Raw genomic sequence first — 25,999 nt, 5'->3', positions numbered from 1 at the left:
ATTTAGTGAAGACTCTCGATTGTCTCCCAGAATGTGGGATAGGATACATCTACGCATTGGCTGTTATGAATCTGGGTCTCACCTTCCGCCGATAAGCCTGCAATGGCAAAGGACATGGCGATGCGGTGGTCCATATGGCTTTCGATGGATGCCCCCTTTAACACGCGGCCCCCTTCTATCACCATGCCGTCTTCTGTCGGGGTGATATGTGCACCCATAGCGCGAAGATTTTCAGTAACGGTTTGAATACGGTCTGTCTCCTTGACCTTAAGTTCAGCCGCATCGCGGATAATAGTAGTCCCTTCAGCGCATGCAGCCATGACGGCGATGACAGGAATCTCGTCGATGAGTGACGGGATGAGGTCTCCCTCGATAACGGTTCCGTGGAGTCGACCCGGCCTTACGAGGATGTCTGCGCACGGTTCGCCGCTCTGTATGGCCTCGTTGATAAGGGTGATATCTGCCCCCATGTTCTGGCATACGCTCAGGAAACCGGCCCTTGTAAAGTTGGTGCCTACATTTTTAATCAGGAGTTCGGAACCGGGTACGGTAAGCCCGGCCGCGATAAAGTATGCTGCGGACGAGATATCTCCGGGTATATCAATCTGTTGGCCGTATAGCTCCTGGCAGGGCGCTACCGTGGCGGTGGCACGTCCGTCCGGATGCATCGTCGCTGTCAGAGCGGCACCGAAGCTCTGGAGCATCCGTTCCGTATGGTTCCGTGACAGGGCCGGTTCTGTGACAGAAGTCTCGCTGTCCGCATATAACCCGGCCAGCAGGACGGCAGACTTAACCTGGGCAGATGCCACGGGGGATTCATAGTGGATGCCATGTATACAGCCCGGCTCGACTTTCAGCGGTGCACAGCCGCTGCCATCCACGCTTGTGACCCTGGCCCCCATGCGCCCGAGGGGAGTGATGATTCGTCCCATGGGCCGGGAATTTAAGGATTCGTCGCCGGAGAGGACGGAAGTAAAGTTCTGCCCGCTTAGAATTCCGGATATCAGGCGGGTGGTCGTTCCGCTGTTTCCTACATCCAATACCCCTTCAGGTGCGCGCAGGCCTCTGAGGCCTTTGCCATGTACGAGGACGCTCTTGGGCTTATGTTCGATTTCCACGCCCATGTTCCGGAAGCAGCCGATGGTTGCCAGACAATCCGCACCTTCCAGGAAATTGGTGATTTCCGTCGTTCCAAGTGCTATGGAGCCAAGCATGACGGCACGGTGGGAGATGGACTTGTCGCCGGGGACAACTACCGTTCCTCTAAGCCCCGAAGCTTTACTGATATACTTAACGCTCATATACGATATACCTGAATTTCTGCAGTAAATCCGCCGCTCTTGAGGATGAGACCTCATCGTAGAATTCAATGCGCAGAACCCCTTCTTCAAATTCTCTGTTGTGTACGATTCCTATATTTTTAATATTCAGATTGTTGGACGCCAGTATGGTAGCGATAGCAGCGATACCGCCTGCTTCGTCTATGATGTCGCAATATACGGCAAAAGCCTTTTTGATTGGACCCGCGGAAGATTCCGGTATGGAATTGCGGTAGCTGCGGGAGCTGTCGAACAGATGATAAAGCCCCCGTTCATCACCGGCATCGACGATTCTTTTGGCCTCCTGAAGCGTTTCTATATATTCCTCCAGAATTTTGGAGATATTCTCCTTATTCTTCAGGCAGATATGCTGCCACATGGTAGGAGAAGACGACGCTATCCGTGTGATGTCTTTGAACCCGCCGGCAGCCAGCTGCTTCATCATCTCCTCTTCCGTATCCGTATCCCTCACGAAGTTTACAAGGCTGGAGGCGATGATGTGGGGCAGATGGCTGATTGTACCGGTGACATAATCGTGTTCCCGATATCCCAGGATGACCGGAATGGCCTTCAAAGCTTTGACAAATGCCTGGTACCTTTCTATCTTTTCCACCGGAACCTTTGGGGACGGCGTCAGGACATAGTACGCATTTTCGATGAGCATGGCTTTGGAGTTCACATAGCCACTTTTTTCAGATCCTGCCATCGGGTGTCCGCCGATAAAGTATTCTTCAAGCCCTAATGCTTCTACCTCCTCATGGATGTTCGTCTTAACGCTGCCTACGTCTGTCAGGATACAGCCTTCGTTCACATATCCCGCAATCTGTTTCAGATAAGCGGTATTGTAAGAGACAGGAGCGCACAGGAAAATGTAGCTACAGCCTTTAAAATTGTCGTCAATAGAAGTTGCCGCCACATGAATCAAAGACTCCTGCGTGGCGAGGGCAAGCGTCTCCCTGTTCTTGTCAAATGCTATGATTTCATAATCCGGAAAATACTGCCGGACAGCTTTCGCGATAGAACCGCCGATAAGGCCGAGACCGATAAAACCAATTTTATGATACATAGGTACACACCTTTCTTCAAATAGATATAGGTTAAATTCTATCTTTTCTTCTATCTTTTGTCAATACTATAGCGCTTTAAAGTAGAAAAGCACTATTTGTTGTAAAGTATGTATAAAAGAGTTGTAAAAACGTACAAGTTTTAGTACAATATATACATGAGATTCTACCAATATAAGGAGGCAGCGAATTATGAAGGTTTACAGAACGGATGAGATTAGAAACGTAGTCCTTTTGGGGCACGGAGGAAGCGGTAAGACGAGCCTTGCAGAGGCTATGGCTTATGTATCAGGAGCAACAAATCGGATGGGAAAGATATCGGATGCCAACACGATTAGTGATTTTGATAAAGAAGAACAGAAACGTAAATTTTCAATTAGTACGACCTTAGTGCCTGTCGAGTGGGAGAAGGCCAAGATTAACATACTTGACACTCCGGGATACTTTGACTTCGTGGGCGAAGTGGAGGAAGCGGTGAGTGCGGCGGATGCGGCGGTCATCGTAGTATCGGGAAAAGCGGGAGTCCAGGTAGGGACAGAAAAGGCATGGCAGATGTGCGACAAATATAATCTGCCGCGCATGGTATATGTAACAGAGATGGATGTGGACGACGCCAGCTTCCGCGAAGTGGTGCAGGAGCTCACAGACAGATATGGGAAGGTGATAGCTCCTCATTTCCAGCCGATTCGTGAAAATGAAAAGCTCGTAGGCTATGTCAACGTCATAAAAAATGCAGGCAGGCGCTATACGGGAATCGGTGAGCGCGAAGAGTGCGAGATTCCTGACTATTGCAAGCCAAACCTTGAAATATACCGGGAAAAGCTGCTTGAGGCAGTTGCCGAGACGAGTGATGAATTCATGGAACGTTACTTCGCCGGGGAGGAATTCTCCGTGGAAGAGATACGTGCGGCTATGAGGACGGAAGTTATGGACGGAAGCATCGTACCGGTATCCATGGGATCTAATATCCAGGCCCAGGGCGTTGCCAATCTGCTGTCAGATATCGTAAGGTTTTTCCCAAGCCCGGCCAACAGAGAATGCGCGGGCATCAACCGCAAGACGAATGAGATATTCGAGGCCAACTACGAGTTCGCTAAAGCGAAGTCGGCCTACGTATTTAAGACGATGGTGGATCCGTTCATCGGAAAGTATTCTTTTATCAAAGTGTGTTCCGGCGTACTGAAAGGTGAAGATGTGCTTTATAATGCAGACTCAGATACGGAAGAGAAGCTTGGAAAGATATATACGATGGTAGGAAACAAGCCGGTGGAAGTAACAGAGATGTTTGCAGGCGACATCGGGGCGATTGCCAAGCTTACGAGTACGAAGACCGGAGATACGCTCTCTGCGAAAGGGACCCCTGTATTGTACGGAAGGACAGAATACTCCAAGCCGTATACATATATGAAGTATATATGCAAGAATAAAGGGGACGAAGATAAGGTATCCCAGGCGCTCCAGAAGATGATGGCAGAAGATGTCACGCTGAAGGCTGTCAACGACAGCGAGAACCGGCAGACGCTGCTCTACGGCATGGGCGACCAGCATCTTGATATAGCTGCAAGCAAGCTTGCGGCAAGATATAAGTGCGAGATCAGCCTGGATACGCCGAAGGTTGCTTTCCGCGAGACGATAAAGAAGAAATCCGATGTAGATACGAAATATAAAAAGCAGTCCGGCGGGCACGGCCAGTATGGTCATGTCAAGATGACATTCGAACCGTCCGGAGATTTGGAGACGCCGTTTGTATTCGCAGAGACGGTTGTCGGCGGAGCCGTACCGAAGAACTACTTCCCGGCAGTGGAAAAGGGACTTCAGGATTCTATCGTCAAGGGGCCTCTCGCCGGTTATCCGGTAGTCGGTGTCAAGGCAACGCTGTATGACGGTTCCTATCATCCGGTCGACTCTTCTGAGATGGCGTTCAAGACTGCCACTGTGCAGGCATTTAAGAAAGGCTTCATGGAGGCTGCCCCGGTGCTGCTGGAGCCGATCGCCTCTTTGAAAGTCACGGTACCGGATGATTACACCGGTGACGTCATGGGTGACCTGAACAAGCGCCGCGGGCGAGTGCTCGGCATGAATCCGATAGCCGGGGGCCGGCAGGTGATTGAAGCCGACATACCGATGACAGGACTGTTCGGTTATTGTACGGTCCTTCGCTCTATGACAGGCGGAAGAGGCACGTATGAATATGAATTCAGCCGCTATGAGCAGGCTCCTTCTGATATCCAGGAAGCTGAAGTTGCAAAGCGTGCTGCTGAGAGCGATTAATAATTATAGAAGAAAAGCCCTTAAGGGCTTTTTTTCTTAATACAAAAGTGCTATAATCTCTATGCTATACCGAAAACATTAGAGAATATATAAGAGGAATAGAAAATGAAAATAGTAATCATAGGTGACGGCAAAGTCGGCCATAAGCTGACTTCTCAGTTATCCGAAGAGAATTACGACATTGTGCTGATTGACCAGAATGAAGGAAAGCTGAAGGAGGCACTGAACCAGCTGGATATATTCTGTATTACAGGAAATGGAGCTGATGTAGAGATTCAGAAGCAGGCCGATGTGCCCCATGCAGATCTTGTCATTGCCTGCGCGTCCACGGATGAGCTCAATATGCTCAGCTGCCTGCTGGCGAAGAGGCTTGGCGCAAAACATACGATTGCGAGGGTCAGAAATCCGGTCTATTACCGGCAGATTGATCTGCTCAAGGAAGACCTTCACCTAAGCATGGCGGTAAACCCGGAGCTGGCGGCGGCCAATGAGATAGCGCGGGTGCTGCTTTTCCCCGAGACGAGCAAAGTGGAGACATTTATGAAGGGAAGGGTGGAACTCGTCGAATTCCCTGTCCGCGAAGAGAGTCATCTCGTGGGGCTGTCACTTGCTGAAATATACCAGAAATATCAGATAAAGATTCTCGTATGCGCGGTAAAAAGAGGAACGGAAGTGTTTATACCGGATGGTGACTTCGTACTGGAAAAAGGTGACAAGCTGCATATCGCGGCGGCTCACCAGGAGCTGAAGTCGTTCTTCTGCGCACTTGGCCGGAAGACGACAAAGGTGAGGAAGGTGTTAATCTGCGGAGGCGGACATGTGTGCTTCTATCTCGCGGGGCAGCTGCTGCAGGCGGGTATGCAGGTAAAGATCATCGAGAAAAACGAGAAGCGGTGCGAAGTACTCTGCGAGAATCTGCCGCGTGCGACAGTCATCCACGGCGATGCGGCAAGCCATGAGCTGCTTCTCGAAGAAGGGATCCAGAGTGCAGATGCGGTAGTTGCCCTGACCGGCATGGATGAGGAAAATATCATCATGGCGTTGTTTGCCAAGACGCAGGGGGTCAACAAGATAGTAGCGAAGGTAAATGAAGATACAAGAGCACAGATGGTGGAAGGGCTTGGGATAGACAGCATCATCTCAGCCAAAAGTGCCACCGCAGATGCCATACTTGGATACGTGAGGGCAAGAAACAATTCGGCCAGAAGCGTGAACATGGAGACGATGTACCGGCTGATTAACGGCAAGATAGAGGCGCAGGAGTTCATCATAAAAAAAGAGGGCATATATACGAACGTACCGCTGAAAGACCTGCCGACGAAGCCGAATAACCTTATCGCCTGCATCGGGCGTAAAAGGAAGATTATCATTCCGGGAGGGGAAGACCATCTGGAAGTCGGAGACAGCGTGATTATCATTACAAAAGAACATGTCATCAACGATTTGAGCGATATACTTGCATAGGGAGCCTGGGGAGAGTTATGAATACTAAAATGATACGTTTTATATTGGCCAAGATGCTTGGTGTGGAGGCGATTCTATTGCTTCTTCCGGCACTGGTGGGCGCTGTCTACGGAGAGAGGGACGCTGTCTATTTTCTGCCCGTATCGGCGGTACTGCTTGTCATATACTTTATCGCAGGGCAGCGCAAGCCTCAGAACCGTACGATATACGGGAAAGAGGGCATGATAATCGTTGCAAGCGCCTGGATTCTCTGGTCCTTGTTCGGAGCCCTGCCCTTTACGCTGTCCGGCAGTATCCCTTATTATCTGGACGCGGTATTTGAGACGATATCCGGCTTTACTACGACGGGCTCTTCTATACTGACAGATATAGAGGCTCTTCCCCAGTGCATGCTATTCTGGAGGAGCTTTACACACTGGGTCGGCGGCATGGGCGTGCTCGTGTTTGTCATGGTGCTCACTAGTCTGGATAAGAACAATACGATGTACCTGATGCGCGCTGAAGTGCCGGGGCCGGAGAAGGACAAGCTTGTGCCGAAGATGATGTCCACAGCACGGATATTATACGCGATGTATCTCGGGCTTACGCTCATAGAAGTCATACTTCTGTTATGCGGCGGGCTGGACATGTTTGACAGTCTGATTCATGCATTCGGAACAGCAGGAACCGGCGGCTTTTCAAATTATTCCGCCAGCGTCGGGCATTTTGAAAGCGCATATATCGATGGTGTCATCACCGTCTTTATGATATTGTTCGGTATTAACTTCAACCTCTATTTCCTCCTTCTGCTCGGCGAGGCCAAATCCGTATGGAAGAATGAGGAGCTCAGGGTGTATCTTGGAATCATAGCCGGTGCGATTGCCATCATAACGCTGAATATAAGCGGCCAGTTCCCAAGCCCGCTGAAAGCGTTCCGATACGCGGCGTTCCAGGTGGCCTCTATCATAACGACTACCGGATACGCGACTGCTGACTATAATGGATGGCCGATGCTGTCGCAGTGCATATTGATGCTGCTTATGATTATCGGAGCCTGTGCGTCTTCCACCGGCGGCGGTATCAAGATATCCCGTTTCATGATCGTCATCAAGAGCATCAGACGGGAGATAAAGCAGATGCTGCATCCGAAGTCCGTCAATATCATCAAGATTAACGGCAAGAAGATTGGGCCGGACGTGCTCCGTGTCGTGTATATCTATCTGCTGGCATATATGGGGATTGTCGTGGGGTCTGTACTGCTCATATCCATCGACAACCTGGATTTTGGAACTACATTCAGCTCAGTCATGGCGACGCTGAATAATATCGGCCCCGGCATCAATGATGTGGGACCGGTAGGCAACTTTGCAGAATTTTCACCACTGTCCAAGATAGTATTTTGTTTTGACATGCTGGCAGGGAGGCTTGAGATATTCCCGTTCCTGATGCTGTTTACACTGTCCGCATGGAGGAGAAAGTTCTAGAGTCGGGAATCAAGAGAAGGAGAAGTTTATGAAAAAGTCTAGGAAACTTATTATCGCAATCATTATCATACTGGCAGCAGGCCTGTATTATTACGTCTCTTTGCCTGCTATCAACATCCATTCTACCGATGTCTGGTTTTTCGTCCTGTTCCTGCTGGCGGCCGCGGCTGTGCTGTATGCAGTGCGCAAAAAGCTTGGCAGAGGGGAGCTGAAGCAGAATAAAGTGATGAAGACGCTTGGATTTCTTGTTCTTGGCGTAGGCGTGATATATCTCATAGGAGCACTGTTATCCTCCCCAATTATCAATGCCAAGAAGTACCAGAAGCTGATGAAGGTGGAAGAAGGAGAGTTCGCAGAAGACGTAGAAGAACTGTCCTTTGACAAGATCCCCCTGCTGGATAAAGATACGGCAGAACTCCTCGGCGACAGGAAGATGGGAAGCATGGTGGACATGGTATCCCAGTTCGAGGCGGATGAAATATACAGCCAGATCAACTACAAAGGCAACCCGGTACGGGTGACGCCTTTGAAATATGCAAGCGTCATCAAATGGTTCACGAACCGGTCCAATGGAATCCCGGCTTATATCCGTATCAATATGGCGACCCAGTCCACAGAGCTGGTCAAGTTAGAAGAAGGGATAAAGTATACGACGAGCGAGCATTTTAACCGGAATATATACCGGCATCTGAGATTTGCACACCCTACGTATATCTACGATGACCTGAGCTTTGAGATAGACGAAGAGGGGACTCCATTCTGGATTGCTCCGGTCAAGAAGTTCAACATCGGCCTGTTCGGTGGAGAGACGGTAGGCAAGGTCGTGCTCTGCAATGCAATTACCGGAGAGACGGAAGAGTATGATATCGAAGATGTACCACAGTGGGTGGACCGTGCCTATTCGGCCGATCTGCTCGTGGATCTGTTCGACTATTACGGAACACTGAAGCATGGCTTTTTTAACAGCGTACTGGGGCAGAAGGACTGTCTGAAGACGACAGACGGCTATAATTATCTGGCGCTTGACGATGATGTGTGGATGTATACAGGCGTCACTTCCGTGAACGGAGACCAGTCTAATGTCGGGTTCGTTCTGTCCAACCAGAGGACGATGGAGACGAAGTATTATAAGGTGGAAGGTGCCACGGAGACATCGGCCATGTCATCGGCGGAAGGGCAGGTACAGAACCTGAAATATACATCGACCTTCCCGCTGCTCTTGAATATTTCAGATGAGCCGACTTATTTTATGGCGTTGAAGGATGATGCCGGGCTTGTGAAGAAGTATGCCATGGTAAACGTACAGAAGTACCAGATCGTGGCAATCGGAGACAGCGTAAGCCAGTGTGAGGAGAACTATCTCGAACTGCTGCTGAGCAATGGCGTGAAAGAGGCGGAAAAGGATACGAGAGAAGTGATGACAGCCACCGGAAAGATAACAAAGATTGCCCAGGCGGTTATCGAAGGCTCGTCCCACTATTATGTTATGCTGGAAGGCTCAGATGAGATATTTGATGTATCTGTAGTCGACTTTATCGATATCGTCAAATACGACGTAGGACAGGAAGTCACGATAGAGTATAAGCAAGGGGAGAAGGCCAACACGGTAATGTCTCTTTCGGAAGGAAAGACAGAGGATAATACGAAAACGGAGGAATAATGGAACTAAGTATATTATTGGCTGAACAGATCGTAGCCCTGTTCCTGATGATGGCGGCAGGCTATGTGCTGGTCAAAGCCGGTTTGTTTGAGTCGAAGGACAGCAAGGTCCTGTCCAATATCGTAGTATATGTCTGTTCCCCCTGCGTAGTAGTGAACTCTTTTCAGATAACACTGACAAAAGATAAGATAATGGGGCTCCTGCTGGCAGCAGCAGGAGCTGTTATCGTACACGCCCTTCTTGTAGGCCTGACGCGGCTTGTACAGAAGCCGTTGTGCCTGAATCCTATTGAGAAGATGTCGATAATCTATTCCAATTCGGGCAATCTGATCGTTCCGCTCGTATCTTCTGTACTCGGCCAGGAGTGGGTGTTCTATTCGGCCGCATATATGGTCGTGCAGACGCTGCTGCTCTGGACGCATGGAATCGGGGTCATTGACCGTAAGCCACAGAAGAATTATAAGAAGATACTTCTGAACCCCAACATAATAGCTATATTTGTCGGAGTAATCCTCTTTGCAGGCGGCGTAAGCCTTCCGGTTCCACTGCGGGACTGTATCGGGGGCTTCGCGGATATGATAGGGCCGGCCAGCATGCTCGTCATCGGAATGATAATAGGAAATATCGACTTGAAATGGGTATTCCGACAGAAGAGGCCTTATTTCATCTGCTTCATCAGGCTGATTGCATTCCCCCTGCTGTTCATCGCAGTATTCTGCTTCGCCGGTATGCAGGGGCTTCATAAAGATGCGGAGTACATACTGCTCGTGGTCCTGCTGGCGGGTTCTGCTCCGGCTGCGGCGATGGTGACACAGCTGGCACAGATATATAATAAGGACGCGATGTATGCAAGCGTCATAAATGTAATGTCAATCATCTTCTGCATCATAACGCTGCCGGCCGTGACATTATTGTACGAATATTTAGTGTAATTTGTTATAATTTTGAAAGGGGTCAGACCCCTGCCGCAGCAGGGGTCTGACCCCTTTCAAAATTCAATCAATTGCCTGACTATATTCCTCTATCTTGTTCAATACTCTCTCTTTTTCTGAACCTTCCAGCGGAACCGGACTGTAATCGTTATAACCGTTCGCCGATGACAGGGAACACGGTATCATATTGATATTTTCGTCTTTTTTTACGCCGTCCTTTGTTATGGTGAATGTCTGTTGGAATATCATCGTATCCTTATCTTCCGGGTTGGAGTTTCCGCCAAAGCAGAAGTTGCCCAGGCTGTAGGCGATATACCTTCCTTTGTACTTCTCCACGCCCTGCAGCACATGCGGATGATGTCCTATGACAAGATCGGCCCCTTCGTCGACGGCCAGACGTGCCAGTGCTTTCTGCGTGTCGTTCGGGACATATTCCCGCTCGATGCCCCAGTGGAAGTTGACGATGATAAGCTGTGCGCCGGCCTCCTTAAGTGCTGCGATATTCTCTTTGACCTGCTGTTTCTTTTCCATATGTTCCGCCAGTTCATAGATGCCTGTCAGCCCGACCTTGACCCCTTTGATATCCACCACATCCGCCCGCTCATAGCCGAAGGTGGCGATTCCGGCATCCTCCAGTGCTGTAATAGTATCCGTATAACTTTTCTCACCGTAGTCCCGGCTGTGGTTATTGGCAAGGTTAGCTGCCTCCACCGAGCCGCCGGTCAGGATAGCGGCATATTCCGGCGGTCCTTTGAACGCGTACGTCTTATCTTCGCGCTGCTCCTGCGTGGTAAGCGTTCCTTCCATATTGACGATGGTCAGGTCGTCCGCTTCCAGTATCGGCCGTACGTTCTGGAAAAAATAGTCGGCGCCCCGGGCATTATAATAGGCGTTCAGGCTCGTGTCGGGGTTGAAGTTCACATCCGTGCCGAGCGTACAGTCGCCGACGGAGCTGACAGTGATGATTGTAGACTTGTCAGAGTCGTTTTTATCTTTTTTCGTATTGATGACAATATTTTTTATCTCTACTTTGGACGTGTCAGGTTTGTCCTTCTTTTTTGCCTCTTTCTCTGCCGCCTTCTTTCCGCTTTCGGGCGTGTTCTTCGTAATCATGCTCTTTACGCCGGCTATGACCGCAACACACAATATGACGGTGAAGAGGGCGCCGAGCATCAACGTCAGCTTCCTCTGCTTCCTGCGCCTGTCCCTTTTTCGTTTTGCGTCTCTAATCCCACTCATAATTTTTTTCTCTTGTAAAAGGGGCAGTTCATACCTGAACTGCCCTGCATTCTCTTATTTATGTAGTTACAGATAAAATATATCTTTGGAACATCGCCTCCATAGCCTAGTTCAATAACGTACAGTCTGCCATGTCTATTCCGGACAGCTCATCCTTCGTAGCACTGAGACTTACGTAGAATTCAATGTCGCATTCTCTGGAAACCTTTTTCAGCCTCTCAATAAATTCTGGTACGTTGCCTAATGAAATATCGGCATGTTTTAAAAGTCCGTCGATAAATACACATTCGATATCGTGGTTGGAACTATACATGCCATATAAAAATCCGATGTACTCATCAATATTCTCGATAGATTTGAAGTCATCCATACAGATTGTGCGGATATCAAACGCCACGCTTGCCGTATCACGATGTGTCTTTTTAATAAATACTACATTGCCGTTGCAGACTTTCACCTGGCTGTTAGCCTGTTCGATCATCTGCTGTGTCTTTCCGCTGCCTTTCGGGCCAATCAATAAATTTACCATGGGAAACACTCCTTTTTTATGTATTTGACATACGTATTTTCTTGTCTTTTATTATACATGAATTCGGCATGATAGACAACCAGAAAAGTGAAATAAATTGCGGGTAATAACTTGACACGAAAAACGCATGTGGTACAATTAGAAATAGTGTTAAAATAGGAGGAATGAACCATGAGCACACCTTATAATCATAAGGCAATAGAGAAAAAATGGCGCGAGCGATGGGGACAGGCCCCGGTGAATGTCAAAGAAGATGAGAATGGAAAACGCCAGAAATATTATTGCCTGGACATGTTCCCATACCCGTCGGGAAACGGGCTTCATGTGGGGCATTGGAGAGGATATGTGATTTCTGACGTCTGGAGCAGATATAAATTACTACAGGGATATTATATTGTCCATCCGATGGGATGGGACGCTTTCGGCCTTCCGGCGGAAAACTATGCCATCAAGATGGGAGTGCACCCGGCCAAATCTACGGCGGAGAATGTGGAAAACATCAAACGCCAGATTAATGAGATTGCGGCTTTATACGACTGGGATATGGAAGTGAACACGACAGACCCGGAATTCTATAAGTGGACACAGTGGATATTCGTGAAGATGTTCAAAGAAGGTCTGGCATATGAAAAGGAATTTCCTATCAACTGGTGTCCTTCCTGCAAGACCGGCCTTGCTAACGAAGAGGTTGTAAACGGCCAATGTGAACGCTGCGGCACAGAGGTAACGAAGAAGAACCTGCGCCAGTGGATGCTGAAGATTACCGCTTACGCGGAACGTCTGCTGAATGACCTCGACAAGCTGGACTGGCCGGAAAAGGTCAAGAAGATGCAGGCAGACTGGATCGGCAAGTCATACGGTGCAGAAGTAGATTTCCCGGTGGATGGAAGAGAAGAGAAGATTACCGTATACACGACGAGGCCGGATACGCTGTATGGTGCGACGTTCATGGTACTTGCGCCGGAGCATGAGCTTGCAGCAAGCCTTGCCACTCCCGAGACGAAAGATGCGGTTGAGAAATACATCTATGATGCCTCGATGAAATCAAATGTGGATCGTATGCAGGATAAGGAAAAGACCGGTGTATTTACCGGCAGCTATGCAGTCAATCCGCTCAATGGAGAGAAGACGCCTATCTGGCTGTCCGACTATGTACTTGCAGATTACGGTACCGGGGCGATTATGTGTGTTCCTGCCCACGATGACCGTGACTTTGAGTTCGCGAAGAAATTTGGCATACCAATCGTACAGGTCATAGCCAAGGACGGAAAAGAAATCGAGCATATGACGGAAGCCTACACCGAAGCGAACGGAACGATGATTAATTCCGGCGAGTGGAACGGTATGGAGTCCGCTGTTCTGAAAAAGGAAGCGCCACATACGATAGAAGAGCGTGGAATCGGAAAAGCTACTGTCAATTATAAGCTGAGAGACTGGGTGTTTTCACGCCAGCGCTACTGGGGCGAGCCGATTCCCATCATCCATTGTCCGGAATGTGGTGCAGTTCCGGTACCGGAAGACGAACTTCCTCTGACGCTGCCTGACGTAGAGTCGTATGAACCGACCGGCACAGGCGAGTCTCCCCTTGCCGGCATCGACGAGTGGGTGAACTGTACGTGTCCGGTATGTGGCAAGCCGGCGAAGCGCGAGACGAACACGATGCCTCAGTGGGCAGGTTCATCCTGGTATTTCCTCCGCTATGTGGACAATCATAACAGCGAAGCGCTCGTATCGAGGGAAAAAGCAGATGAGATGCTCCCGGTAGATATGTATATCGGCGGTGTGGAGCATGCGGTTCTTCACCTGCTGTACTCCCGTTTCTATACAAAGTTCCTCTGTGACATCGGAGCCGTTAATTTTGATGAGCCGTTCAAAAAGCTGTTCAACCAGGGTATGATTACCGGCAAGAACGGCATCAAGATGAGCAAGTCGAAAGGGAATGTAGTATCACCGGACGATTTGGTGAGAGACTACGGATGTGATTCACTGAGAATGTATGAGCTCTTCGTCGGTCCTCCGGAGCTGGATGCCGAGTGGGACGACCGCGGCATCGACGGCGTGAACCGTTTCCTGAAGCGTGCCTGGAATCTCGTGATGGACAGCAGGGACAAAGACATCAAAGCGACCAGGGAGATGATAAAGGTACGCAATAAGATGGTTTATGACATTACGACGCGCCTGGACAGCTTCAGCCTTAATACTGTGATTTCCGGATTCATGGAACACAACAACAAGCTGATTGACATCGCCAGGAAGGAAGGCGGAGTAGACAAGGAGACACTGTCAACTCTGGCAATCTTGCTTGCACCGTTTGCCCCTCATATGGGGGAGGAGCTCTGGGAGCAGCTTGGACATGAAGGAAGCGTCTTCCACGCCGGATGGCCCTCATATGATGCCGATGCCATGAAGGATGATGAAGTGGAAGTTCCGGTTCAGATCAACGGTAAGACAAGGGCCGTCGTTACGGTACCCGCGGATGTGTCCAAGGAAGATGCCATCGCTGCAGGCAAGGCGGCTGTAGCCGACAAGCTGACAGGCACGGTTGTCAAGGAAATCTATGTGCCGAAGAAGATTATCAATATCGTCCAGAAATAAAGCAATCGAAAGAAGATAGGGTAACTATTTCAAAGCAGAGGTGGAATAAGGCGTAGATAGTGGAGACATTATCTGCGTCTTTTATAACATACGGATTTGCGGTCCGGTTACCATTGCTAGCCGGTCGAAGTTTCTGTATTATGAAAGGTAGCAGACTGTAATCTTAAGAGGAGAAAGGGATGGCAGGACGATGGTAGTAATAGACGATAACGCCAAGGCTTATATGCAGAAGTACGGGTGGAAACATGTCGTGCTGAACATAGAAGACATCACGAGCTGATGTGCCCCTCCGTACAAGGAGATGTCGGTAAGCTTTACCGACGAGGACAAGGATGTTATGTTGGAAAAAGGATACGACGTAGACGAAAGTGAACTGGGCAATGTATATTATCCCAAAGAAGGTATCATCATTCCAGGGCAGATAATGGTCCGCTATGTAGAGTATCCGTGGATTACCTGTTTCGAGGTAGAAGGTATCGAGATTAAGAAGAAGGCCGGCGGTGTAGCTGAAGAGAGGCCGGAGTGTCCCGGGGATATATGATATAGATGGCCTTGACGGAAGGAATCAGAGGGAATGATAAGGAACGGGGAGTATTTATGGAGATTATCAGATTGGAAAATGTTACGAAAAGCTACGGAGACAAGCTTGTTCTGAATCATATAGACAAGGTGTTCCATCGGGGAGAAGCGGTGGCCTTCGTGGGACATAACGGCTGTGGGAAGAGTACGCTGCTTCGGATAATCGCGGGTCTTACGGTACCGTCGGACGGAAGAGCCGTGCAGGCGCCTGGGCTGCTGTTTCATTATATCCCTGAGAAATTCCCGCCGACACCGGTGACTGCAAGGCAGTATCTGCTGAACATGGGCATTCTTGACGGCATGAGAAGGGATGAGGCCGGAAGAAGGATAGCATCGCTCGGAGAGGACTTCTTTTTTGGCGAGCTGCTGGATGTGCCCATGAGGTCCCTCTCGAAAGGTACGCTTCAGAAGGTAGGGGTGATTCAGGCGTTCATGACGAGGCCCGATGTTCTGCTGCTGGACGAACCGGTGTCTGGACAGGACAAGGAGTCCCAGAAGGTACTGATTGAGAAGACGAACGAACTTCGCGGGGAGGATGTGACGATACTGCTGTCGTGCCACGAAGAGCATATAGTGAATGCCATTGCACAAGACGTATATACCATACGGGAGGGAAGACTGGAAGACTATGAGCCTGCCGGCACAAAAATGTGTACCGTCATTTTGGAAAATGCAGGAGGCCTGGAGGCTGACGGGCGTATGACGAAATATGGCCGCTACTACAGGCTGAAGGCCGAAGAGACGGAATGTGACCGTATACTGCCGGGGCTGCTTTCCCGTGGCTGGAGACTGAGAGGGATGTATAATGAAGAAGATAGCTGAACTGACAAGATACGGGCTGCACATCTACTTTAAAGGGAACAAGTTCATCATGCCGCTTGTGGTCATTATCGCGTATCAGTACACGATGTATACCATCATGCCGGTCGGCATCGTGGACAGCTTTGTAATGGCGTCCTACCTCGTATTCTTCGTCCTTGTCTGGGCGGGGCTCAGTGTATCAGCGGATGAAAATCCGGTGATGGAGCAGATTCAGCTGCTGCGTGTCAGAAGCAGCCTGTGCTATTATATAAGCCGTTCAATCATTCTGGCGATGCTCGGTCTGCTAGTGAGCGCCGTATGCGTGCTGTTTCCTGTCATCCAGAATGTTTTGAACCATAAGGGGCTGTTTCTAAGGCCGCTTACGGCGTATGACGTGCTGAATGCTTTTATCCTTGTGGCAGGCTGCTCATTTGCGGGAGGTGCTTTAGGAAGCCTGCTGCATCCGAGAGTGATGGAGGACCGGAAGCTTGCGGTCGTACTTACGGTGCTGCTCTCGGTTCTGACGGTAGTCAGAACTGGTCTTGTACAGGAGATTCCATTCCTTAAGTATGTGGCATGGATTCTGCCACCAGTGGACAGGATAGCATATATATATGGCAATGTGGATGAATTCCGGATCTTACAGACCGGACTCATATTCATGGCACTTGTCGGATATGGAGCGGTTCTTACTGTTATAAAAAGCTGCATATGCCAAAAAAGAAAATTTTAAGATAAGGGGGATGAGGTGTCATGGCGATGTGGAATCCATGGCGTGGCTGCCACAGATACAGCGAAGGCTGCAAGTTCTGTTATATTCATAAGGGAGATGCGAAAAGAGGGATGGACACCGGAGCTATCGTAAAACTGGACGGCTTCGATGCCCCGGTAAGAAAGACCAAAAAAGGGGAGTATAAGATGAAGCCGGGACAGACGGTCTACGTATGCTTCTCCACCGATTTTTTTATCGGGGAGGCAGACGAGTGGAGGAAGGAATGCTGGGAGATGATGCGGGAGCGTCCAGACCTTCATTTCCTCTTTTTGACGAAGCGGATCGAGCGCTTCTGGAACTGCATCCCTGACGATTGGGGGGACGGGTATGAGAACGTGACGATTGGCTGTACGGTGGAGAATCAAGCGAGGGCAGACGAGAGGCTTTCTTTTTTCAAGACCCTCCCAATCAGGCATAAGAATATTATCTGCCAGCCGCTGATAGAGCGAATCGATATCCGGAAGTATCTGGACGGAGTAGAGCTGGTCGTTGTCGGAGGCGAGTCGGACCGGAATGCAAGGCCGCTTGATTATGAATGGGTGCTTGCTGTCAGAGAGCAGTGTATCAGTGCGGGGGTCCATTTTGAGTTCCGGCAGTGCGGGACACATTTTATAAAAGACGGCAGAGAATATACGCTCAATGTCCGGGAATTGGGCAGCCAGGCACGGAAGGCCGGTATCGATTGCTGAGGCAGCCTGTTTATATAATAATGATGCAGGAGGTGTGTTGGGAATGAAGTACAATTTGATTTATCCGGCTGTCATGTGGGCAGTGGGGGCTATGCTGGTTGGGCTTGGCATATATGCCCGGCGCAGGAAGAGGCCAATGTGGTTTTGGACAGGCGAGCATATATCGCCTGACGAGGTAAGTGACGTAGCTGCCTTTAACAGGGCTAATGGCAGAATGTGGCGGCTAAGTTCCGTGCTGTTCTGGATTGCCGGTCTGGTAGAGTTCTGGTATCCGCAGGCGGCGTTGATCTTCTTTGTGCTGGCATGTACGGTTGGCATAGCGTGGGTTATGTGGTATCATAATAAGATTGATGAAAAGTACAAGAAATAATTATAACGCTCAGATGGAGGAAGCTGAAACATGCTTGCAGAAGATATAGCGTATGCCCGGACGGATGAGTATCCGCTGCGGGACAGGGAGTACAAGGATGAATGTCTGACGGAAGAGGATATTCGGAAAATAGAATTCATTCATATCAAATTCATGAGATGCAGGTTCACTGGCTGTGATTTCAGCGGGGCAGGATTTTACAGCGCAGAATTTGATAACTGTGATTTTTCCAACTGCCGGTTCGGCGGAAGCTACTGGAAGGATTCGGCTATAAAGGAATGCAAAGGGAACGGAGCTAAATTAGATATGGCGGTTCTGAAGCATGTAGAACTGGAGAACTGCCGTCTGGATCTCACTAATTTCACAGGCTCTTCGTGGGAGGGATGCAGCGTGCGGGAATGCGGCTTCCGGGAATCTTTCTTTTCAGAAGTCCGATTTCGGAAGGTCCGTTTTGAAAAGTCGGATTTATCAAAGACAGATTTTTTCCGGACGTCTCTGAAAGATATAGATTTTTCCGACAGCGTGATAGAAGGTATCACCGTTTCGGAGGAGCATCGGGAGCTCCAGGGAATGAAGGTCAATATGTTCCAGGCGGCAGAACTTGTAAAGCTGCTCGGTGTAAAAGTCATATGACGTGGTTAGAAAATATAGATGCGAGAGGAGACAGGATATGAAGGTAGGATTTATAGGGATGGGAAGCATGGCGCAGGCTATGATAGAAGGATTCCTCAAAAGCGGGGCGCTGGAAGGAAGAGACATATATGCAAGCGGCGGGAATTATGAGCGGCTTGAGAAGAACTGCAGGAGATTCGGATGTATTCCGTGCCGGACGAACGAAGATGTGATTGAACATTCAGATATGGTCGTCATATCGCTGAAAGCCGCTATGGTGGCGGATGTCATACGCCCGCTTGCAAAGTCGCTGAAAGGCAGAATCGTCGTTTCCATAGCGGCCGGTTATACATTTGACACGTTCAGGGACATATTGGGTACAGACGTCCACTATATCTGCACGATACCGAACACTCCGGTATCCGTAGGGGAAGGAATCACCGTATGCGAGGACAGGCATTCGCTTGAGGAAGAAGAGTATGAGGCATTCTACACGTTGTTTTCTGCCATCGGACTGGTACAGCCTGTCGAGACGGAACTTGTAGGAACGGCTGGTACCGTGGCGGGCTGCGGCCCCGCATTTGCCAGCATGTTTCTGGAAGCGCTTGGAGACGCAGGGGTCAAATACGGCCTGCCGAGACGTACGGCATATGAGCTTGCCGCCCAGATGCTCTGTGGGACCGGGAAGCTGTACACGGAGAAGAAGCAGCATCCGGGCGAGATGAAGGACGCCGTCTGTTCCCCCGGCGGGACGACGATAAGAGGCGTGTCCGCGCTGGAACGAGCCGGCTTCAGGGATGCGGTCATCCGTGCGGTGGACGAGATAGAAGGCTGATGCCGCCGCTATGCGGTAAGGACGGAAGAAGGAGTGGTGACGTTGAGGTTTTTTCATTTATCTGATTTGCACATAGGCAGACAGCTGCATCATTATAACCTGATTGACGACCAGAGGAAGGTGCTCAAAGAAATAGCCGCGTATGCGGCAGACTTGCATCCGGATGCCGTAGTCATTGCAGGAGACATATACGACAAGTCCGTACCGTCTGCCGAGGCGGTCACGGTATTTGATGAATTTCTGACGGCACTGTCCGCAATAGAGCCATCCATTCCGATACTGGTAATAAGCGGGAATCATGACTCGCCGGGACGACTCAGCTATGCATCCGGATTTCTGAAGGCGCATCATATCTATGTTGCCGGAAACGCACCCGAACATGGTGGGGAACATATTTCCAAGGTGACGCTGGCGGATGAATATGGGGAAGTGGATTTTTATCTGCTTCCATTTTTAAAGCCCTCCTATGTAAGGAACGTATGGGAAGGATGTGGGCCTGAAAGCAGCAGCGACGCCATACGTATGCTCATAGAACGGGAGGACATTGACTATGCGGGGCGCAGGAATGTGCTTATATCCCACCAGTTCTATACAGGGGATGGAATCAGGCCCGGCACATGCGATTCTGAGACCATTGCGGTGGGCGGTACCGACAACGTGGATACGGGTCCGCTAAAGCCGTTCGATTACGTGGCGCTTGGACATCTGCATGGGGCCCAGAAGGTGGGAGTAAGCCATATACAGTATTGTGGCACTCCTATGAAGTATTCCGTCAGTGAGAGCGGACATGATAAATCGCTTGCTATGGTTATTCTGCGGGAAAAAGGGGAAGAAGCCGAAGTTGTCAGACTGCCCCTTCACCCGGTGAGGGACGTTCGCAACAAGAGAGGTAAGCTTCAGGATATTCTCAGCCAGCCGCAAGAGGAAGGCCGGGATGATTACGTGAGCATAACACTGACGGACGAGACAGAACCGTATAAGCCGAAGGAACAGCTGGAGAAGATATACTCCCATATCCTGGAAGTGCGCCTTGACAACGAACGGATCCGGCAGAAGCTGACAGAATTTGACAAAGAGCTTGTGTGGAAAAGCCCTATGGATGCATTTGCCGATTTTTATGCCAAGATGCAGGGAAGAGAGCTGGACGATGAGGAAGAAGAGATTCTGGAGCAGGTAATAGACTGGGCAGGAGAAGAGGAGAACCGCAGATGAAACCATTGAGATTAGTAATGTCGGCCTTTGGTTCGTATGCAGGCAGGACAGTGCTTGATTTCACCAAAGTGCAGGCGGGGATATTTCTGATTACGGGAGATACGGGAGCCGGAAAGACGACTATATTTGACGCGGTCACCTATGCGCTTTATGACCAGACAAGCGGCGGCAGACGGGACGGCAGCATGATGCGCAGCCAATATGCTTCCGAAGAGGTGGAGACTTATGTAGAGTATACATTTTCTTACCACGGGGATGTATATACCGTCCGGAGGAATCCGGAGTATATGCGGCTTGGCAGGCGGCGTCATGCAGACGGGTCTCCCCGTCTCGTAAGGGAAGCCCCGAAGGTTGAGCTCACGCTTCCGGACGGTAAAGCATATCATGGCAGGAAGCGGGAGATTGACCAGAAGATTGCGGATATCATCGGACTGGACGCGGACCAGTTTACCCAGATAGCGATGATAGCACAGGGGGATTTTCTGAAGCTGCTGCATGCAGAGTCTAAGGAACGCAAGAAAATATTTACGAAAATATTCCATACACGGCTATATTACCGTGTGCAGGAGGAATTGAAACGGCAGGCGTCACAACTGTACAGTGAGCTGGAGGAGAATACGAACAATGTACGGCGGGAGGCGGAAAGGGCAGAATGCGGTGCAGACAGCCGGTACAGCGAGGAATGGGAGGCTCTAAAGATGCTACCCATACCGGACAGGGAGGAGACGCTTCGGCTGCTCGGGCTTATCATTAGAGAAGGAGCCGAGAGAGAGAAGGAGAAGAAGAAGGAGGCAGCCCGTCTGCAGGAGCAGCTGGATAGAATCAACGGCGCAATGAAAGAGGGGGAGACGCTGAACCGCCTGTTCCAGGCTTACGAAGAGGCGGGGGAAGAGGAAAAGATGCTCCTGGATAAGAAAGACGCTTACCGTAAGATGGCGGCGGACGTGGCCTGCGCCCGGAGGATGGAAAGGGTACGTTTGAAAGAGGAGGAGCTCCATAGTATAAAGGCATCGGCAGCGGAGTCCGCCCAGAACCTCATCCGGCTGGAGAGAAAAGGAAAGGAAGCGGAGGAGTCGGCACATGCAGCGGCGGCAGTAGAAGAACAGGCGGAGGAAGAACTCAGGCGAAAGGAGCCTGCGTATATGGAAGTATTCATGCGGCTGAAAGACACGATGCAGCAGTACGATGAGCTGGAGCAATATGAAGCGGAGACGGGAAGGCTGGCGGGGCTTTTGGATGAAACGAGAAACCAGTCTGCTATGGCGGAGGAAGAAGAGCAAAGACTTGTGGCGTACTGCGAAAGCCTGAAGAAAGAACGGGAAGAGCTGTCCTGCAGCCCGGCGGAAAAGGAGCGCCTGACCGCAAAGGCAAAAGCGCTGGCCGACAGGGCGCAGGAAGTCGAGGCGCTGGAACAGGCGGCCCAGAATATCAGGCAGCTTGTCATGGAATGTAAAGATAAGCAGCGGCATGAGGAGGAATGCTCGTCAGCTTACCGGGATGAGCTGGAGCATTACGAGCAAAAATACCGGGCATTTCTGAACGAACAGGCAGGTATACTGTCGTGCAGTCTCGTTAGTGGGCGCCCATGTCCTGTGTGTGGCTCCTGCGAACATCCGGATCCTGCGCGGCTCTCGGAATCTGCCCCTTCACAGGAAGAGGTCGAGAAGGCAAAGGAATCGAAGGATAATGCGGAAAAGATTCGCCAGGCTGCGGCAGACAGCCTGCGGGAGGCGGCCGGAATGCTTCGGACGGAAAGAGAATTATTTGCCAGGGAGTATGCGAAGCTGTTCGATATAGAGCAGCCTTCAGACTGCAGGGAGAATCTTCCTGATCTGGAGAGAAGAATCAAGGCAGCAGGTGAAGCCTGCGTTAAGAATCTGGCAGATATAAAGCAGGCGCTTCTGCAGACAGAAAGGAATGTGAGCCGTCATGGCTTTGTGTGCGCAGAATATGAAGAGGCAGAGCATACGCTTGTACAGAAGCAGAGCGAGATAAAAGAGATAGCCGGGAGGCTGCTGGAGTTGGAGGGAAAGTACGGCCGGCAGAGCGCATTGGCAGAAGAATGGAAGAAGAAGCTTGATTTCCCCTCGAAAGAAGAGGCTGAAACAAGACAGAAGGAGGCAGCTCATCAGCTTGAAGAATTAAGGAATCATCTCAAACTGGCACGGGAACAGCACCAGAAGGTTCTGCACGAGCTAAAAAGGATTGAGGGAGAGCGGGACGGCGAATTAAAACGCAGGGAACAGTTGGAAATGTTGTGCCAAAAGGCAGAAGAGGCATACAGGCATGCTCTGGCAGAAGAGGAATTCGAAGAAGAAGAGTATGAGACGAAAAAGGAGCTCTTAGATACGAAGGAGGAGATGGCAGCCTCCCTCGAACGTTACGAAGCACAGGTCAAAGAGAACAAAGCCGCCCTTCAGCTACTCGGCACCCAGGTAGAAGGGAAGAAGAGGGTAGATGTGGCAGTTCTTGTAGAAGAGGCAGATAGGCTCGCCGGAGTGCTGGAAGGACTGAGAGGAGAGCAGATCCGTCTCGGCAGTATAAACGGCAGGAACAGGGAGATAAAAGAAGAACTCAGAAAGACATTTGAACGGAAGGGCGGGCTGCAGAAACACTATGAGCTGGTCGGTAACCTGAGCCGTACGGCCAACGGGAATCTGAGCGGCTCGGTCAAGCTGGATTTTGAAACGTATGTACAGCGGCAGTATTTTAAACAAATCATCCATGCGGCAAACAAGAGGCTTGTGCAGATGACAGACAACGGATTCCTGTTGCAGTGCAGGGATATGAAAAGTCTTGGGAGCCAGGGACAGGCAGGGCTGGATCTGGATGTCCTGCATCTGCTCAGCGGTGCGGTGCGCGACGTGAAGACGCTGTCGGGCGGCGAGTCATTCATGGCAGCCTTATGCATGGCGCTTGGCCTGGCAGACATTGTACAAAATACGGCAGGAGCAGTTCATCTGGATACGATGTTCGTGGATGAAGGCTTTGGTTCCCTGGATGATACGTCGAGGGAAAAGGCTATCAGGGTTCTGAACGAGCTGGCGGGAGACAGCAGGCTTGTCGGAATCATTTCACATGTGAATGAACTGAAAGAGCAGATTGATTGTAAGCTCGTAGTGACCAAGACGGAAAAAGGCAGCAGTATACGCTGGTCATTTGACTAAAAGATGGGAGTGAAGACAATGAAACAAAGGCGGCCACACGCGGCTGCAGTGCCTATTCACGAGACATTCAGGATAGCGGCGCTGCTTGCCATCGTAGGAGGGTTTCTGGACGCATACACCTATATGCTCAGGGGAGGCGTATTTGCCAACGCGCAGACAGGCAACATGGTATTGCTCGGCATATACGCGGCTCAGGGGAGATACCGCCAGGCAGGGTACTGCATCATACCGATATTGGCTTTTGCTCTCGGAGTATTCATAACAGAGGTATTTAAAAAGCATTTTACAGAGAAAGAATTTGATATATACGAACACTGGATAATAGCGATAGAAATTATATTGTTGATAGTTATAGGATTTGTGCCTGGTACTGTGCCGGACAGCGTGGTAAATGTGACCATCTCATTCGTCTGCTCCCTGCAGGTCAACAGCTTTCGGAGAATGAAAAACCTGCCGTACGCCTCGACTATGTGTACCGGAAACCTGCGGTCCGGGACCGAGAAAATCTTCCAGTTCATCATGAATAAAGATGAAAGAGCCGGAATACAGGCCGCACACTACTTCGGTATCATCCTGCTGTTCATACTGGGGGCGGTGGCAGGAACAATCCTTGCATTGCTGTGGGGGATACAGAGCATATGGTGCTGCTGCATACTCCTGGGTATCGTATTCGTGATAATGTGTCTGACAATTCGTTGAATTTTGAAAGGGGTCAGACCCCCGTGTACACGGGGGTCTGACCCCTTTCAAAATTTATCAATTATTCTGATAATTTAATGCTGCTTCGATGAAGCCTTTGAACAGTGGATGCGGCCGGTTTGGCCTCGATTTTAATTCCGGGTGTGCCTGGGTTGCGATGAACCACGGATGTCCAGGAATCTCTATCATCTCCACGATGTTGCCGTCTGGTGAGAGGCCGGACAGCTTCATGCCGTGGCTTGTAAGCGCTTCCCGATAGTCGTTGTTCACTTCGTAACGGTGGCGGTGGCGCTCTTTGATCTCTTCCCTGCCATATAATTCGTAAGCTTTGGATGTCTTGTCCAACACGCATGGGTAAGAGCCAAGCCGCAGCGTACCGCCGATATCTTCCACACCGATCTGGTCGGGCATGATGTGTATGACAGGGTGCGTCGTATCAGGCTTCAGTTCTGCGCTGTGGGCATCGTTATACCCGAGCACATCCTGGGCGAACTCTACGATGGAGAGCTGCATGCCGAGACAGAGACCGAGAAAGGGGACATTGTGCGTACGTGCATACCGTATGGCTTCCAGCTTGCCGTCTATCCCGCGGTGGCCGAAACCGCCCGGTACGAGGATTCCGCTTACATCGTGGAAAAGCTCGTCTGCATTGTCTGCATGCACTGTCTCGGAATCGATCCATTTGATATTTACCGTTGCTCGGCTGAAGATTCCGCCGTGCTTCAGCGCCTCGACTACGCTGATATAGGCATCGTGAAGCTGGATATATTTGCCCACCAGTGCGATGGTAACCTCTGTGTTGGGATGGCACAGATAATCGACCATTTCCTCCCAGTCTTTCAGGTCTGGCTCCGGGCACGGAAGGTTCAGACATTCGCACACGACATTGGCCAGCCTTTCTTTTTCCATCGCAAGCGGGGCTTCATAGAGGTATTCCACGTCCAGGTTCTGGAGCACATGGTTCGCCGGGACGTTGCAGAACAAGGCAATCTTATCTTTGATGCCCGTATCGAGGGGGTATTCGGAACGGCAGACGATGACATCCGGCTGGATCCCCATCCCCTGCAGATCCTTTACGCTTGCCTGCGTCGGCTTCGTCTTCATCTCCTGCGAGGCACGCAGATAGGGGATGAGCGTGACATGGATAAGCATGGCATTGTCCCGTCCCTTCTCGTGCTGGAACTGCCGGATTGCCTCGAGGAAAGGCTGGCTTTCGATGTCACCGACGGTCCCCCCTACTTCTATTATGGCTATCTCCGTATTCTCTGCGGATGGGTTGCGGTAGAATCGCCCTTTTATTTCATTAGTGATATGAGGAATCACCTGTACGGTGCCACCGCCAAAATCGCCGCGGCGTTCCTTCTGGAGTACGGACCAGTAGATTTTGCCGGTAGTTACATTGGAATTCTTGCTCAGGCTCTCATCGATGAACCTCTCGTAATGCCCGAGGTCAAGATCCGTCTCCGCACCATCGTCTGTCACGAATACCTCGCCGTGCTGTACCGGGTTCATCGTACCAGGATCGATATTGATATAAGGGTCAAATTTCTGCATGGTCACTGTGTAGCCGCGGGCCTTAAGAAGCCGCCCAAGAGAGGCCGCCGTAATCCCTTTGCCAAGTCCTGACACGACTCCGCCCGTAACGAATACGTATTTTACTGCCATATGTTCCTCCTTGTATAAAATGTTTTAGCCTAAGCTAATCTTATCGCAATTGATATCTTTAG

21 protein-coding genes are annotated in these 25,999 nt (G+C 50.3%); 16 read left to right on the top strand and 5 right to left on the bottom strand.

Going from position 1 to position 25,999, the window contains the following annotated elements; genetic code table 11:
• Positions 1 to 2: 2 nt before the first annotated feature.
• A complete protein-coding gene (aroA, locus tag HJV72_RS04820) occupies positions 3 to 1,301 on the bottom strand; it encodes a 3-phosphoshikimate 1-carboxyvinyltransferase (RefSeq protein ID WP_208069168.1) in 1,299 nt (432 codons plus the stop codon).
• On the bottom strand, positions 1,291 to 2,385 hold the full coding sequence (locus tag HJV72_RS04815; RefSeq protein ID WP_208069167.1) for a prephenate dehydrogenase: 1,095 nt from the start codon (positions 2,383 to 2,385) through the stop codon (positions 1,291 to 1,293). Before HJV72_RS04815 ends, aroA begins: the two co-directional genes overlap by 11 nt.
• Positions 2,386 to 2,575: 190 nt before the next feature.
• Here HJV72_RS04815 and HJV72_RS04810 point away from each other — a divergent pair, with 190 nt between their 5' ends.
• The 5 genes from HJV72_RS04810 (at position 2,576) to HJV72_RS04790 (ending at position 10,173) form a co-directional block, all read left to right on the top strand.
• The gene (locus HJV72_RS04810) at positions 2,576 to 4,654 is read left to right on the top strand and encodes an elongation factor G (protein WP_208069165.1); all 2,079 of its coding nucleotides are present in this window, start codon (positions 2,576 to 2,578) and stop codon (positions 4,652 to 4,654) included.
• Positions 4,655 to 4,759: 105 nt separating this feature from the next.
• Positions 4,760 to 6,118 (top strand): Trk system potassium transporter TrkA, encoded by a 1,359-nt coding sequence (gene trkA, locus HJV72_RS04805; protein WP_208069164.1) that lies wholly within the window; start codon positions 4,760 to 4,762, stop codon positions 6,116 to 6,118.
• 17 nt (positions 6,119 to 6,135) lie between these two features.
• Positions 6,136 to 7,581 carry a TrkH family potassium uptake protein gene (locus tag HJV72_RS04800; protein ID WP_208069163.1) on the top strand — a complete coding sequence of 482 codons (1,446 nt, stop codon included), beginning with the start codon at positions 6,136 to 6,138 and terminating at the stop codon, positions 7,579 to 7,581.
• A gap of 28 nt (positions 7,582 to 7,609) precedes the next feature.
• Positions 7,610 to 9,241, top strand: coding sequence for a CvpA family protein (locus tag HJV72_RS04795; protein ID WP_208069162.1), 1,632 nt, complete (start codon positions 7,610 to 7,612; stop codon positions 9,239 to 9,241).
• The gene (locus HJV72_RS04790) at positions 9,241 to 10,173 is read left to right on the top strand and encodes an AEC family transporter (protein ID WP_208069161.1); all 933 of its coding nucleotides are present in this window, start codon (positions 9,241 to 9,243) and stop codon (positions 10,171 to 10,173) included. Before HJV72_RS04795 ends, HJV72_RS04790 begins: the two co-directional genes overlap by 1 nt.
• Positions 10,174 to 10,236: 63 nt before the next feature.
• On the opposite strand, the gene HJV72_RS04785 is transcribed toward HJV72_RS04790, so the two are convergent.
• Together HJV72_RS04785 and HJV72_RS04780 are read right to left on the bottom strand one after the other, a co-directional pair.
• Entirely contained in the window at positions 10,237 to 11,412 is a 1,176-nt protein-coding gene (locus HJV72_RS04785; RefSeq protein ID WP_208069160.1) for a CapA family protein, read from the bottom strand.
• Between the two features lie 106 nt (positions 11,413 to 11,518).
• Positions 11,519 to 11,941: a hypothetical protein gene (locus tag HJV72_RS04780; RefSeq protein ID WP_208069159.1), complete on the bottom strand. Its 423-nt coding sequence runs from the start codon at positions 11,939 to 11,941 to the stop codon at positions 11,519 to 11,521.
• 171 nt (positions 11,942 to 12,112) lie between these two features.
• On the opposite strand from HJV72_RS04780, the gene leuS reads away from it, so the two are divergent.
• The 11 genes from leuS to HJV72_RS04725 all read left to right on the top strand — a co-directional run bounded on the left by leuS (position 12,113) and on the right by HJV72_RS04725 (position 24,272).
• Positions 12,113 to 14,536: a leucine--tRNA ligase gene (leuS, locus tag HJV72_RS04775; protein WP_208069157.1), complete on the top strand. Its 2,424-nt coding sequence runs from the start codon at positions 12,113 to 12,115 to the stop codon at positions 14,534 to 14,536.
• Positions 14,537 to 14,873: 337 nt separating this feature from the next.
• Complete coding sequence (locus HJV72_RS04770) at positions 14,874 to 15,077, top strand: hypothetical protein (protein WP_208069155.1); 204 nt, start codon at positions 14,874 to 14,876, stop codon at positions 15,075 to 15,077.
• Between the two features lie 5 nt (positions 15,078 to 15,082).
• Positions 15,083 to 15,937 (top strand): ATP-binding cassette domain-containing protein, encoded by an 855-nt coding sequence (locus tag HJV72_RS04765; RefSeq protein WP_208069153.1) that lies wholly within the window; start codon positions 15,083 to 15,085, stop codon positions 15,935 to 15,937.
• Entirely contained in the window at positions 15,921 to 16,649 is a 729-nt protein-coding gene (locus HJV72_RS04760) for a hypothetical protein (RefSeq protein ID WP_208069151.1), read from the top strand. Before HJV72_RS04765 ends, HJV72_RS04760 begins: the two co-directional genes overlap by 17 nt.
• 20 nt (positions 16,650 to 16,669) lie before the next feature.
• A complete protein-coding gene (locus tag HJV72_RS04755; protein WP_208069149.1) occupies positions 16,670 to 17,377 on the top strand; it encodes a DUF5131 family protein in 708 nt (235 codons plus the stop codon).
• A 43-nt stretch (positions 17,378 to 17,420) separates the two neighbouring features.
• On the top strand, positions 17,421 to 17,747 hold the full coding sequence (locus HJV72_RS04750; RefSeq protein ID WP_208069146.1) for a hypothetical protein: 327 nt from the start codon (positions 17,421 to 17,423) through the stop codon (positions 17,745 to 17,747).
• A gap of 30 nt (positions 17,748 to 17,777) precedes the next feature.
• Positions 17,778 to 18,380, top strand: a complete 603-nt coding sequence (locus HJV72_RS04745; protein ID WP_208069144.1) for a pentapeptide repeat-containing protein — start codon at positions 17,778 to 17,780, stop codon at positions 18,378 to 18,380.
• Positions 18,381 to 18,417: 37 nt separating this feature from the next.
• Entirely contained in the window at positions 18,418 to 19,194 is a 777-nt protein-coding gene (gene proC / locus HJV72_RS04740) for a pyrroline-5-carboxylate reductase (protein ID WP_208069142.1), read from the top strand.
• 42 nt (positions 19,195 to 19,236) lie between these two features.
• Positions 19,237 to 20,406 carry an exonuclease SbcCD subunit D gene (locus HJV72_RS04735; RefSeq protein ID WP_208069140.1) on the top strand — a complete coding sequence of 390 codons (1,170 nt, stop codon included), beginning with the start codon at positions 19,237 to 19,239 and terminating at the stop codon, positions 20,404 to 20,406.
• Positions 20,403 to 23,573 (top strand): AAA family ATPase, encoded by a 3,171-nt coding sequence (locus tag HJV72_RS04730; RefSeq protein WP_208069138.1) that lies wholly within the window; start codon positions 20,403 to 20,405, stop codon positions 23,571 to 23,573. Before HJV72_RS04735 ends, HJV72_RS04730 begins: the two co-directional genes overlap by 4 nt.
• Before the next feature lie 18 nt (positions 23,574 to 23,591).
• Positions 23,592 to 24,272, top strand: a complete 681-nt coding sequence (locus HJV72_RS04725) for a YoaK family protein (RefSeq protein WP_208069136.1) — start codon at positions 23,592 to 23,594, stop codon at positions 24,270 to 24,272.
• A gap of 57 nt (positions 24,273 to 24,329) precedes the next feature.
• On the opposite strand, the gene HJV72_RS04720 is transcribed toward HJV72_RS04725, so the two are convergent.
• Positions 24,330 to 25,937: a CTP synthase gene (locus HJV72_RS04720; protein ID WP_208069134.1), complete on the bottom strand. Its 1,608-nt coding sequence runs from the start codon at positions 25,935 to 25,937 to the stop codon at positions 24,330 to 24,332.
• Positions 25,938 to 25,999 lie beyond the last annotated feature (62 nt).

This window comes from Extibacter sp. GGCC_0201 (assembly GCF_017566055.1).
GTDB lineage: Bacteria > Bacillota > Clostridia > Lachnospirales > Lachnospiraceae > Extibacter.
This window is presented reverse-complemented; position numbering and strand designations above follow the sequence as displayed.